At 67.2% G+C, this 12,372-nt stretch carries 13 protein-coding genes; 6 read left to right on the forward strand and 7 right to left on the reverse strand.

Going from position 1 to position 12,372, the window contains the following annotated elements:
• Nucleotides 1–25: 25 nt before the first annotated feature.
• Nucleotides 26–1,603: a bifunctional metallophosphatase/5'-nucleotidase gene (locus C6Y53_RS17820; protein WP_106473653.1), complete on the forward strand. Its 1,578-nt coding sequence runs from the start codon at nt 26–28 to the stop codon at nt 1,601–1,603.
• A gap of 3 nt (nt 1,604–1,606) precedes the next feature.
• Here the strand turns inward: C6Y53_RS17820 and C6Y53_RS17825 are convergent, their stop codons facing one another.
• The 3 genes from C6Y53_RS17825 to C6Y53_RS17835 all read right to left on the reverse strand — a co-directional run bounded on the left by C6Y53_RS17825 (nt 1,607) and on the right by C6Y53_RS17835 (nt 4,628).
• Nucleotides 1,607–3,373 (reverse strand): tetratricopeptide repeat-containing sulfotransferase family protein, encoded by a 1,767-nt coding sequence (locus C6Y53_RS17825; protein WP_106473654.1) that lies wholly within the window; start codon nt 3,371–3,373, stop codon nt 1,607–1,609.
• A gap of 133 nt (nt 3,374–3,506) precedes the next feature.
• Entirely contained in the window at nt 3,507–4,244 is a 738-nt protein-coding gene (locus tag C6Y53_RS17830) for a Bax inhibitor-1/YccA family protein (protein ID WP_106473655.1), read from the reverse strand.
• 162 nt (nt 4,245–4,406) lie between these two features.
• Nucleotides 4,407–4,628 carry a YjiS-like domain-containing protein gene (locus C6Y53_RS17835; protein WP_106473656.1) on the reverse strand — a complete coding sequence of 74 codons (222 nt, stop codon included), beginning with the start codon at nt 4,626–4,628 and terminating at the stop codon, nt 4,407–4,409.
• Nucleotides 4,629–4,749: 121 nt separating this feature from the next.
• Between C6Y53_RS17835 and C6Y53_RS17840 the strand changes: the two genes are divergently transcribed.
• Nucleotides 4,750–5,637 carry a LysR family transcriptional regulator gene (locus C6Y53_RS17840; RefSeq protein ID WP_106473657.1) on the forward strand — a complete coding sequence of 296 codons (888 nt, stop codon included), beginning with the start codon at nt 4,750–4,752 and terminating at the stop codon, nt 5,635–5,637.
• Here C6Y53_RS17840 and C6Y53_RS17845 read toward each other — a convergent pair.
• Nucleotides 5,611–6,603, reverse strand: coding sequence for an NADPH:quinone oxidoreductase family protein (locus tag C6Y53_RS17845; protein WP_106473658.1), 993 nt, complete (start codon nt 6,601–6,603; stop codon nt 5,611–5,613). The genes C6Y53_RS17840 and C6Y53_RS17845 overlap by 27 nt on opposite strands.
• A 342-nt stretch (nt 6,604–6,945) precedes the next feature.
• On the opposite strand from C6Y53_RS17845, the gene C6Y53_RS17850 reads away from it, so the two are divergent.
• The 4 genes from C6Y53_RS17850 (at nt 6,946) to C6Y53_RS17865 (ending at nt 10,132) form a co-directional block, all read left to right on the forward strand.
• Nucleotides 6,946–7,329, forward strand: a complete 384-nt coding sequence (locus tag C6Y53_RS17850) for a helix-turn-helix domain-containing protein (protein ID WP_106473659.1) — start codon at nt 6,946–6,948, stop codon at nt 7,327–7,329.
• 57 nt (nt 7,330–7,386) lie between these two features.
• Nucleotides 7,387–8,178: a histidinol-phosphatase gene (gene hisN / locus C6Y53_RS17855; RefSeq protein ID WP_106473660.1), complete on the forward strand. Its 792-nt coding sequence runs from the start codon at nt 7,387–7,389 to the stop codon at nt 8,176–8,178.
• Between the two features lie 182 nt (nt 8,179–8,360).
• Nucleotides 8,361–9,701: an 8-oxoguanine deaminase gene (locus C6Y53_RS17860; protein ID WP_106473661.1), complete on the forward strand. Its 1,341-nt coding sequence runs from the start codon at nt 8,361–8,363 to the stop codon at nt 9,699–9,701.
• A complete protein-coding gene (locus C6Y53_RS17865; RefSeq protein ID WP_106473662.1) occupies nt 9,701–10,132 on the forward strand; it encodes a CAP domain-containing protein in 432 nt (143 codons plus the stop codon). The genes C6Y53_RS17860 and C6Y53_RS17865 overlap by 1 nt, the downstream gene beginning before the upstream one ends.
• Before the next feature lie 7 nt (nt 10,133–10,139).
• On the opposite strand, the gene C6Y53_RS17870 is transcribed toward C6Y53_RS17865, so the two are convergent.
• Genes C6Y53_RS17870 through bufB form a run of 3 tightly spaced genes read right to left on the reverse strand, consistent with a single transcriptional unit; the run spans nt 10,140 to nt 12,309 of the window.
• Complete coding sequence (locus tag C6Y53_RS17870) at nt 10,140–10,679, reverse strand: DoxX family protein (protein ID WP_106473663.1); 540 nt, start codon at nt 10,677–10,679, stop codon at nt 10,140–10,142.
• On the reverse strand, nt 10,676–11,455 hold the full coding sequence (locus C6Y53_RS17875; protein ID WP_106473664.1) for an HvfC/BufC N-terminal domain-containing protein: 780 nt from the start codon (nt 11,453–11,455) through the stop codon (nt 10,676–10,678). The genes C6Y53_RS17870 and C6Y53_RS17875 overlap by 4 nt, the downstream gene beginning before the upstream one ends.
• Nucleotides 11,452–12,309 carry an MNIO family bufferin maturase gene (bufB, locus tag C6Y53_RS17880; protein ID WP_106473665.1) on the reverse strand — a complete coding sequence of 286 codons (858 nt, stop codon included), beginning with the start codon at nt 12,307–12,309 and terminating at the stop codon, nt 11,452–11,454. Before bufB ends, C6Y53_RS17875 begins: the two co-directional genes overlap by 4 nt.
• Nucleotides 12,310–12,372: the final 63 nt, after the last annotated feature.

The following is a 12,372-nucleotide window of genomic DNA, read 5'->3' on the forward strand; positions in this document are numbered from 1 at the left end:
AAAAGCTCACAATGGGAGAAACACCATGCCAACCCGCCTGCTCAGCACCGTCGCCGCGCTGGCCATGACCGCCGGGGCCGCGGCCGCCGACTACACGCTGACGATCCTGCACACCAACGATTTCCATTCCCGGTTCGAGCCGGTCAGCAAATACGACAGCGGGTGCAGCGCCGACGATAATGCCAATGGCGAATGTTTCGGCGGTTCCGCCCGCCTGATCACCGCGATTCGCGAGGCACGGGACCGGGCGGAGAATTCGGTTCTCGTCGATGGCGGCGACCAGTTCCAGGGGTCGCTCTTCTACACCTACTACAAGGGCAAGGTCGCGGCCGAGATGATGAACACGCTCGGCTATGACGCGATGACCGTCGGCAACCATGAATTCGACGATGGGCCCGAAGTGCTGCGCGGTTTCATGGATGCGGTCGAGTTCCCGGTGTTGATGTCGAACGCCGACGTGTCGGGCGAATCGCACCTGGCCGGCGTCCTGATGAAATCGACGGTGATCGAGCGCGGCGGCGAAAAGCTGGGCCTGATCGGCGTCACGCCGCAGGACACGCCCGAGATCGCCGCGCCGGGGCCGAACATCACCTTTACCGATCCGGTGGGGGCGGTGCAGGCCGAGGTCGACAGGCTGACCGGGGAAGGGGTGAACAAGATCATCCTGCTGTCGCATTCCGGCTATGTCGAAGACCAGCGGATCGCGGCCGGCACCACCGGCGTGGACGTGATCGTTGGGGGGCATTCCAACACCTTGCTGTCGAACAGTTCGGACCGGGCGGCCGGACCCTACCCGACCGTGGTGAACGGGGTGCAGATCGTGCAGGCCTATGCCTATGGCCGGTTCCTGGGCGAACTGAATGTCACCTTCGACGATGACGGCAATGTCACCGCGGCCGCCGGCGAGCCGCTGGTGATGGACGCCGCCGTGGCCGAGGACGAAACCGTCAAGGCGCGGGTCACCGAGCTTGCCGGTCCGCTGGACGAGATCCGCAACAAGGTGGTGGCGGAAAGCGGCGCGGCGATCGAAGGCGACCGGTCGGTGTGCCGGGTGCAGGAATGCGAGATGGGCAACCTGGTCGCGGATGCGATGCTGGACCGGGTGGCCGGGCAGGGGGTGACCATCGCGATTGCCAATTCGGGCGGGCTGCGCGCCAGCATCGACGCGGGCGAGGTGACGATGGGCGAGGTGCTGGCGGTGCTGCCGTTCCAGAACACCCTGTCCACCTTCGAGATCACCGGCCAGGTCGTGATCGACGCGCTGGAAAACGGGGTCAGCCAGGTTGAAGAAGTCAAGGGCCGGTTCCCGCAGGTTGCCGGGCTGAAATTTGTCTGGGATCCCTCGGTGGCGCCGAACGAAGGCCGCGTGCAGGAGGTCCTGGTGGCCGGTCCGGACGGATACGCGCCGATTGATCCGGCGGCGACCTACAAGGTGGTCACCAACAACTTTGTCCGCAATGGCGGGGACGGTTTCAGCATGTTCTCGGGCGACGACAAGAACGCCTATGATTTCGGCCCTGATGTGGCCGATGTGACGGCGGAATACCTGTCGGCGAACGCGCCCTATCAGCCCTATCTGGACGAGCGGATCACGCGCAAGTGACGGTCAGCGGATCTCGGGCCAGAGTTCGGGATCCAGCCCTGCGATGAAGGGCGCCAGCATGTCCGCGTGCTGGCGCCATTTTCCCACCGACCGGGCGTGGACCGGCTGGCGCAGCTGGGTCGCGCTGGCGGTCAGGACCGCGCCGTCCCCCTGTTCCGGATGTGCCATCTGCGGTGTCCATTCCAGCCCGCAATGCCGCGCCATGGCCTGGCTGGCGGCTTGCGGGTCGGTGACCAGAACCTCGTAGCGCAGGTCGAGAATGTCGCCGGGAAAGACGCGGTGCCAGTGGCGCATGGCTTCGGCGAACAGGTTGAAACGGTCTGCCATGGCGGCGAGATCATAGGTATAGGCCAGCGCCGTCCCGTCGAAGATCTCGCGCCACATGGACAGCGCCACGTCGCGCGGATCGCGGCGCAAGCAGATGAAGCGGGCTGCCGGGCAGGCGGTGCGCAGGAACCCCACCAGCCGGTAGTTTTCGGGCATCTTGTCGGTGTAGTGACCCGCGCCGCCGGTACCGGGCAGCGCCGCGCGATCGGCACGGGCAAAGGCGGCCGCCGCCTCGGTATCGAAATCGGCGCCGGTTTCGATCAGCGGCGCCAGCAGCATGCCGGGCGTGGCCCGTTCGCCCATCGCGCGGACATCGCCATGCGCGGCCAGCATCGCTTCGGCCAGCGTGGTGCCCGAACGCGGCAGCCCGAGAATGTAGATGGGCAGCAGGCCCGCCGCGTCCCCGGCGGCCGGGTGCGGCGCGACCTGCATCCCCGGTTCGAACCGGGCCAGACTGCTGCGGATATGGGCGCGGTCGCGGTCGCGGTCATGGGGCAGGCGGGTGGCCATGATCGCGTTGGCGTCGCTCAGGTGTCGCGCCGCCGCGGTGTCGTCCTGTTGCCGGGTTGCGATCCGCGCCGCCGCGAACCCCAGCAATGCGCGGTCCTCCGACCCTTTGGGGGCCGATTTCAGGGCCGCCGCGACCTGCGCCGCGAGGGTGTTTTCATCTCTGTCCCGGCCCAGCGCCGCCAGCCGCTCCAGCGCGCGCGCATGGCGCGGCGCATGATCGAGGATCGCCCGATACTGCACTGCGGCGTCGTCCATCCGGCCCGCGGCCATCAGCTGCGCCCCGAGCGCCAGCCGTGCACCGGCATGGGCCGGGTCGCCCTCCACCGCGCGGCGCGCGAGGGCCAGCGCCTCGTCGTCGCGCAGCAGGCGGGACAGCGGGGCGCATTGGTTGATCATCGCCTCGATGTCGCGGGGGTTGAGGCGCAGCGCCGCCGCGTGGTCCGACACCGCCTCTGCCAGCCGTCCCAGCCGTTGCCGGGCCAGGCCGCGCAGGTTGTGGGCGCGCCCCTGTTTCGGGTCGGCGTCTATGGCATGGCCCGCCGCATCCTCGGCGCCGGCCGCATCGCCCGTGGCCAGGCGGGCCTGCGCCAGCAGATACCAGCCGCCGGCATCGCCGGGCTGGTCGGCGCAGAGCCGCGTCAGCGGTTTCAGCGCCGCCTCGGCCTGGCCGCACAGCACCAGCGTCTGTGCCAGGTTCTTGCGGGCGTCGTGAAACGCGGGATCCAGCGCCAGCGCCTTGCGGAAATAGCCCAGGGCCTCGCGTTGTTGCCCGGCTGATCCCAGCGCGATACCGGCGAGATTGGCAAAGACGGGATTGGACTTGTGCCGCCGCATCGCCGTCCTGGCCGATTTGAACGCGGCCTTGTGGCGGCCCTGCCGCAGCAATTGCAGGATCGCGGCGGGCGTGTCGGGCGAGCGTGGCGGATGCGTCATGGGCTTGGTGTGGCGCGTTCCGCCGGGCAGCGCAAGCCCGACCGCAGCGCGGAAAGGATCGCCGAAACGAAAAGATCCTGCCAGGGCGCGGGCCGTGGCAGGATCCGATGCAGTTTCGGCTGCGTAGGGCGGGTTATTCCCGGTTGCCCAGCAGTTGCAGCAGGAACATGAACATGTTGATGAAGTCCAGGTAGAGGCTCAGCGCGCCCATGATGGCGGCCTTGCCCAGCCATTCCTGATCGCCGGTATGGGCCATCTGCAGGTAGGTGGTCTTGATCTTCTGGGTGTCATAGGCGGTCAGGCCGGCAAAGATCAGCACGCCCAGCACCGAGATCGCGAACATGATCGCCGGCGAGCCGAGGAAGATGTTGATGATCGAGGCCACGATCAGCCCGATCACGCCCATCATCAGGAACGTGCCCATGCCGGACAGGTCTTTCTTGGTCACATAGCCAAAGAGCGACAGGCCCGCAAAGGCGATCGAGGTGACCAGGAACACCTGTGCGATCGAAAAGCCGGTAAAGGCGACGAAGATCCACGACAGGCTGAGGCCCATGACCGCGGCAAAGGCGTAGAAGAACAGCTGCGCCCCGGCAGTCGACAGCTTGTTGATCGCGGCACCGAAGGCAAAGACCATGAGCAGCGGGGCAAACATGACGATCCAGCCCAGGATATTGGGGCTCAGCGTCACCGGATCGCGGAACACGGCCAGCAGTTGCGGGCTGGTGCCGACCGCCCAAGCCACCGCGAAGGTCACCAGCATGCCCACGGACATGGTGCCGTAGACCTTGTTCATGTGGGCGCGCAGGCCCTCATCAATCTGGGCGGTGCGCGCGCCTGCAGCCGTCCGGATTGTGTCGAATTCAGCCATCCATACTCTCCAGTTCATAGTTGGACTGGCCGCCGGCGTCGGCCGGCAGCTCTCCCACAGAATATCGGGGAGGGACGGTGGCAATTCAAGCGCTTCCGCCGGGAAATATGCGGCGAAACCGCCGATATCGGGCTGGGCGCGGAGAAACGGGGCGGCGCGGTTTCAGCGCAGCCAGTGGTCGGGCACGTCCCAGGCCGGCCGGCGTGCCTCCCGCCGGGCTTCGGCCCGGCTGATCCCGATATCGCGCAGAGCGTCGTCGTCGAGACGGGCCAGCGCCCGGCGCTGGTGCCAGAGCGCAAGGCTGCGTCGCAGGAACCCGCCCGCTTGCGGCGTGGCGGCACAAGGACGGGCGCAGCTGTTGGGGGCGGATACGGTCTGTGCCATCTTCAGTCTCCTAAGCGTTCGTGATTCATCATCGCTGTTGAATCAAGTTTCTTGATCAATATGGCCCTTTGCGGTAAATCATCAAAACGAATGATTGTGGTTGATGGCATCAGGAACGGTGATGATACGAAATCTGGACATGACGACGCTGCGCTCCTTCGTGGCCGTTGCCGACAGCGGCGGCATCACCCGTGCCGCCGGTTTCCTGCACCTGACCCAATCGGCGGTGTCGATGCAGATCAAGCGGCTGGAGGACCTGCTGGGGATGGACCTGCTGGAACGCTCGGGCCGGGGTATCTCGCTGACCGCATCCGGAGAACAGCTGTTGGCCTATGCGCGCCGTATGGTGGCGCTGAACGACGAGGTGATGGCGCGGCTGACCGATCAGGCGTTCGAGGGCGAGGTGAGCCTGGGCGTGCCCCATGACATCGTGCATCCGGTGGTTCCGCAGGTGCTGCAACGGTTCAACGCGTCCTTTCCACGGGTCAAGGTGAACCTGGTCACCTCGAACACGCGCGAATTGCGGGCCGCTTTCGCGCGCGGGGCGCATGATCTGATCGTCACGACCGAAGCCGGTGCGGGAGACGGGGCCGAGACGATCCACGAGATGCCGCTGCGCTGGGTCGGGGCGCGCGACGGGTCGGCCTGGCGGCACCGGCCGCTGCGGCTCGCCTTCTGCCGAAATTGCAGCTTCCTGCCGGTGGCGCGGGCCGCGCTCGACGACGCCGGGGCCAATTGGGACATGGCGCTGGACAGCGACTCCGACCGCACGGTCGAGGCCACGATCAGCGCCGACCTGGCGGTCGGCGTGTTGCTGGAAGGCACGCAGCCTTCGCACCAGGAATTGATCGATCACGGCGGCACGTTGCCCGACCTGCCGGTGCAGATGATCAACCTCTACGGTGGTCGAGGGTTCGGCGCGCCATATGTCGAGGAACTCGCCGGGCTGATCCGGCAGGGCTTTGCCGGCCCGCGTGTGCTGTCACGGCGCATGGCGGCAGCGGGTTAGGGGGCAGGGCGTGATGATCACCTTGCCGGTTGACCGGCGCGACCGGAGCAGGTCCAGCCCGTCCTCGACGCGGTCGAGCGGCAGCACATGGCTGACATGCGGTTTCAGCCGGCCCTCAGCATACCAGCCAAAGAGCGTGGCGACGCTGTCGCGAAAGGCCTCGGGCCGGAATTTCAGGTAATTGCCGATATAGACGCCGATCACGTCGAGATTCTTGACCATCAGGTGATTGGCCGGGATCTGCGGCACCTCTCCGCTGGCAAAGCCGATTGCCAGCAGCCGGGCCTCGGGACGGCAGGCCCGGAACGCGGCGCGAAAGGCGTCGCCGCCCACCGCATCATAGACCACGTCCACCCCGCCGAGTTCGAGCAGCCGGGCGCGCAGGTCGTCACCGTCGTCGATCAGATGATCGGCCCCTGCCTCCCGCGCGATCGCGAGCTTGTCGGCCCCGCGCGCATGGGCGATCACCGTGGCGCCCATCAGCTTGCCGATCTCGACCGCCGTCAGCCCGACGCCCCCGGCGGCCCCCGTGACCAGCAGGGTTTCGCCCGGTTGCAGCCGGGCCCGGCGCGCCAGGGCCAGGTGACCGGTGCCATAGGCGACCAGGAATGCCGCCGCGTGTTCGTAGCTCATCGCATCGGGCAGCTTGACCACCCGCGCGGCGTCGAACAGGCCCGCCCCGGCCAGTCCGCCGCATCCGCCGAACACCGCGACCCGGTCCCCGGGCGCAAGTTCCGTAACGTCATCCCCAACCGCCTCGATCTCGCCGGCGGCCTCCATCCCGAGCGTGAACGGCGCCTCGGGGATGTCCTGGTAGCGGCCCTGAATCGTCAGGAGGTCGGCAAAGTTCAGGCCGCTGGCGTGGATGGTCATGCGGACCTGGCCCCGGCCCGGATCGGGCAGGTCGATAGTCGCCAGCCGCGGCGTGCCGCCAGCAGTTTCAATGCGGTAGGCGCGGGTTTGCATGTGAGGAGCCTTCCTGTGATCCCGGTCTCGCCTTGGTAGTCGAACGCAGCGAGGGGTTGAAGGAACAATTCCGCGTGGTAATCTGCGCCCGCCGGCAGAACGTTGGAACAGCTTGGTGTCAGAGGGAAACTTCTGCTCATCTGCGACGATCTTCACCCGAAGGGTGAAACGGCAACCTTGAATTCAACCGAAAAGGGACTAGTATTCTACCACGATGACAATCGGGCGGGTTCAACTCGACCGGGAATTCTGTCATAGCACGAGAAACTAGCACGAAAGAGGGGACCGGGCCCCGACGATCAGTACCCGGAGGGTGACGAGTAGAGTGGAAAGGAGACCCCGATGACCCATCCTGTGGACGTTCATGTGGGCAAGAGAATCCGGCATCGCCGCTGGCTGATCGGAATGACCCAGCAGCAGCTTGCCGGCCAGGTTGGAATCAAGTTCCAGCAGATCCAGAAATACGAAACCGGCGCAAACCGCGTCAGCGCGTCCCGCCTGTGGGATATTGCCGAGGCGCTCGACGTGCCGGTCAGTTTCTTCTTCGAAGGCTTTGACGCGCCGGTATCGGAAGACGAGGCAGCGGTGCCCGCCGAGACCACGGTGCCCGCGGACATCTTGGGGGACAAGGAGGCGCTCGACCTCGTGCGGTCCTATTATGCGATCCCGGAAAACCAGCGTCGGCGCCTGTTCGAACTGGCCCGGGTCCTGAGCGAAGTCGCCTGACCGGGACGGGCGACGGCGCCGCTTGCACCGGCGGCGCCGGAATGGCAGGAACCTGCCATGACACCGAACGCCCTGACAGACATCGAGATCGCGCATGAAATGGCCGACGCGGCGCGCGCGGCCATCCTGCCCTATTTCCGGCATCGCGAACTGACGGCCGAAAACAAGCTGGCCGCCGGTTTCGATCCCGTTACCGCCGCCGACCGCGCCGCCGAACAGGCGATGCGCGCGGTGCTGGCGGCACGATGCCCTGATGACGGCATCTGGGGCGAGGAGTTCGGCCGCGAGGCGGGCAGATCGGGGCGGATGTGGGTGCTCGACCCCATCGACGGGACCCGTGGCTTTATCGCGGGCACGCCCACATGGGGCGTGCTGATCGCGCTGTCCGAAGCAAACGGCCCGGTGCTGGGGGTCATCGACCAGCCCTATACCGGCGAACGGTTTGTCGGGGCACCCGGCATCGCGCATATGACCGGCCCGCATGGCGACTGCGCCTTGTCGACGCGCGCCACCGCCGCGCTGGAAGACGCAATTCTGTTCACCACCTTTCCCGAGGTCGGCACCGGTGTCGAACGCGCGGCTTTCACGGCGGTCGCGGACCGGGTGCGGTTAACCCGTTACGGCATGGATTGCTACGCCTATGCGCTGCTGGCCGCGGGACAGATCGACCTCGTGATCGAGGCGGGGCTGAACGCCTATGACATCCAGGCGCCGATCGCCGTGATCGAGGCCGCCGGCGGTATCGTCACCGACTGGCAGGGCGGGCCGGCTCATGCGGGCGGGCGGGTGCTGGCGGCGGCCAATCGCGACCTGCATCGCGCCGCGCTGGATATCCTGTCGGCCTATTAGGGCGGGCGGCGGCGCGAACCTGCCGATCGCGGCGCCGTGACCGGTGATGCCGGGCGGGGCCGGTTTCTATCCGGGCTTGCGCGGGCTAGGTTCCGGCAGCCGCGAGCCCTTTGCCCTTTTCTGTCGTGGCGCCCTCACACTTCCTCAACCGAATCGGGCCAGAAGACGTCTGGAGAACCGAGATGGCCGAAACCCTGATCCGCAACGCCGACTGCATCCTGACGATGGATGATGCCCGCCGCGAACTGGCCGGGGCGGACCTGCTGATCCGCGACGGCGTGCTGGCGGCAGTCGGACAGGATCTGCACAGCACCGGCGCGGTGGTCGAGGCCCGCGGCTGCGTGGTCACGCCGGGGTTGGTGAACACCCATCACCACCTCTACCAGAGCCTGACCCGCGCGGTTCCCGGCGGGCAGGATGCGCTGCTGTTCGGGTGGCTGAAAACGCTCTATCCGATCTGGGCGCGGTTCGGCCCGCAGGAAATGTTCGTTTCGGCCCAGGTCGGGCTGGCGGAACTGGCGCTGTCGGGTTGCACGCTCAGTTCGGACCACCTCTATCTCTATCCCAACGGGGCGCGGCTGGACGATACCATCGCCGCGGCTGCCGAGGTCGGGCTGCGGTTCCATCCCACGCGCGGTGCCATGAGCATCGGCGAAAGCGCGGGCGGGTTGCCGCCGGACGCGCTGGTCGAGGCCGAAGCCGCGATCCTCGACGACGCGATCCGGGTGATCGACGCCTTTCACGACCCCTCTGCCGGATCGATGTGCCGGGTCGGGCTGGCGCCCTGTTCACCATTCTCGGTCAGCCGCGACCTGATGCGCGACGCGGCCTTGCTGGCCCGCGACAAGGGGGTGATGCTGCATACCCACCTGGCCGAAAATGACGAGGATATCGCCTACTCGCTGGAAACCTTCGGCTGCCGTCCGGGGCAATATGCCGAAGAACTCGGCTGGACCGGCGAAGATGTCTGGCATGCCCATTGCGTCAAGCTGGACACGCAAGAGATTGATCTGTTTTCGAAAACGGGAACCGGCGTCGCGCATTGCCCCTGTTCCAACTGCCGTTTGGGCAGCGGCATAGCACCGGTGCGCGCGATGCGCGATGCGGGGGTCAAGATCGGGCTCGGCGTCGATGGATCAGCCAGCAACGACACCGGGAATCTGGCGGGCGAGGCACGGCAGGCGATGCTGTTGCAGCGGGTGGCGCATGGTGCCGACGCGATGAGCGCGCGCGAGGCGCTCGAGCTTGCGACGCGCGGCGGGGCCGACGTTCTGGGCCGGCCCGATTGCGGGCGCCTGATACCGGGGGCGCGCGCCGATGTGGCGATCTGGGATGTTTCGGGCATCGACAGCGCCGGTAGCTGGGACCGCGCGGCGCTGCTGCTGGCCGGTCCGCAGAAGGTCAGGCACCTGTTTGTCGAAGGCCGCCAGATCGTCGCGGATGGCCAAATCACGACGATCGACCTGCCGCGCGTGATCGAAACCCAGAACCGGCTCGCCCTCGCGCTGAAGGAGAAAACGTGATGCGCCAGCTGTTGCATTGGATTGCCGCCACGCTGTTTCTGGCGTCCCCGGTTGCGGCCAACCCGGCAGCGATCGAGGCGCTCAACGCCTATCGGTCCGCGAAAGGCCGCGCGCCGGTCGCCTATTCCCGCCAGCTCGAGGCCGCCGCGCTGCGCCATGCGCGCGACATGGCCCGCAACAGCTTCGTGTCCCATCGCGGCAGTGACGGATCGTTCATCTCGCATCGGGCGCGGGCGCAGGGGTATCGGTTCTGCTACCTGGCCGAGAACCTGGCGCAGGGGCAGGCGGACCTGGACGCGGTCATGTCGGACTGGGCCGGCTCGGCCGAACACCGCAAGAACATGCTGAGCCGGAAGGCAACGGAATTTGCCCTGGTGCGCGTGGACGGGAATTACTGGGTGATGATGCTGGGCCGACCCGGGTGCCGCTAGCGGCGCCTCAGTAGCGCCAGCCGATCAGGCGGTCGACCGAAAGCGGCCCGCCGCCCTTGATCACCAGGACCAGCAACACCATGATCCACAGCATGCGCTGGTCCATGATCACGCCGTCGGGAAACCGGTCGAACAGCGCGCCCAGCGTCTTGGTGTCGCTCATGCCATGGCCGACGATGTCGGTGAGCGACTGCACGATCACGAAACCGATCATGGCGAGCGCCCCGAGACGGGTGAACAGCCCGATGAGGATCAGCGCCGGCAGGATGAATTCGGCCCACATGCCCGCGACCACCACGGCCCAGTGAAACCAGCCGAGCTGCGAGGTGTCATAGCTGACGGCTTCCATCGCCCGGGGGAAGATCTGCACATAGGCGCCGGCGGACGGGCGCAGCAGCCCCGACAGGCCATCGCCGAGCTTGGTCATCGCCGAGGACCAGAAATAGATCATCAGCACCGCCGCAAAGGTGAACCGGGCCAGTGTGGGCAGCAGCAGATCCGCGATGCGGGCTCCGGTTCGTGTCGGTTCGACAGGGGGCCGGGTCATGGGTTCCGGGTTCCCGGCGGTCGGCCTGTCGGGCCGAATGAGGCGATGGCCCCGCCCTGCAGGAGCAGGGCGAGCAGGGGTGCGAGATCGAAACCGGCGCTCACCGCCAGGGCCGCGTCCTGCGCCTCGCCGAGGGACCGGCCCGCGGTGATGGCCGCGATCCATGCGGCACCGCCATCGGGCAGCAGATGCGGCACGGGGTCGAAATCGGGCCGCGTCAGCAGCACATCCTGAGCCATCGCCCGTGGCCGGGGCGCATCCTCCTGCGTGTTGAACCGCCAGATGTCGAAGACCGGCCAGCGCGACCGCAGAAATTCGACCGCCGGAGCCAGCGACAGGGTGCAGCCCATCAACTCGTCCGGGCTCATCGCGGCCAGCCGTCCGGTATCCACCGGCGCGGCGTCGGCGGCGTGATAGGCGCGGCGCAACGCCAGTTCCAGCCGCGCCACGTCCGGCAGATAGCCCAGATGCGCCAGCTGGGCGCTGTCGGCGAGAAAACCGGGAAACCCTGCGCCATAATGCATCATCAGCGGCGTATCCGGCCGATGGGCGCGCAGGAAAATCCCCGCCAGCCCGCGCATGTTCTCTTCGCCCAGCAGCCGGGTGACGACCGGGAACGCGGTCAGCATGGCCTCGGTCAGCGACACCGCCACGTTGTTGCGATAGACATCGAACCGGGCGCCGGCGGGGCGGTTGGCGGGATCGCGCAGCCCCTCTGGTGCGGGGCGGTCGGCATCCAGCAGCGCGGCGGCAATGCTGTCCTGCGAGACACTCATGCCGCGACCCTTTGCAGGGCGGCGGCGGCGCGCGCGGCCTCGGCCCCGAGTATCGGCCAGTCGGGAATGTCGGTGTCCCATTCGATCAGCACCGGCCGCGGGCCGGATCGGTCGAGTGTATGGTCGAGCAGCGCCCAGACCGGATCGGCGACCTCGCGCCCGTGGCTGTCGATCAGCAGCGGCGCGCCATGGTCGTCGGATTGCTCGTCATGGCCGCCCAGATGCATCTCGCCGACAAGATCGAGGGGAAAGGCATCGATGTAGCCATGCGGGGTGAAGTCGAGATTGGTAGCCGAGACGAAGACGTTGTTCACGTCCAGCAGCAGGCCGCACCCGGTGCGCCGTGCCACCTCGGCCAGGAAATCGGGCTCGGACCATGTGCTTTCGGCAAAGACCAGGTAGCTCGAAGGGTTCTCCAGCAGCATCCGGCGGCCCACGACATCCTGCACCCGGTCGATATGTTCAGCGACCCGGTTCAGCGTCGCGCCGGTATAGGGCAGGGGCAGCAGGTCGTTCAGGAAATGGCTGTCATGGGTGGACCATGCCAGATGCTCGGAAAAGCTGGCCGGCTGCAACCAGCCCAGCAGGCGTTTCAGCCGCGCCAGATGATCGGCATCGAGCGGCCCTTCGCCGCCGATGGACAGGCCGACCCCGTGCACCGAGATCGGGAACCGTTCGGCCAGCGCGCGAAGCTGCGCCAACGGGCGGCCGCCATCGCCCATGTAGTTCTCGGCATGGATCTCCAGCCAGCCGACCGCGCCGGGATCGGCCATGATCCGCGCGAAATGCTGCGGTTTGTAGCCGACGCCGGGGGCATCGGGCAGGCGGTCACGTTTTTCGGCCGCGTCCAGCATGGCAGCAACTTTCTCGTGCGGGGTTGGATCGGAATGCGCCGGTCGCCGGGCAACCGGCCCGTC

Source organism: Pukyongiella litopenaei (assembly GCF_003008555.2).
Classification (GTDB): Bacteria; Pseudomonadota; Alphaproteobacteria; order Rhodobacterales; family Rhodobacteraceae; genus Pukyongiella; species Pukyongiella litopenaei.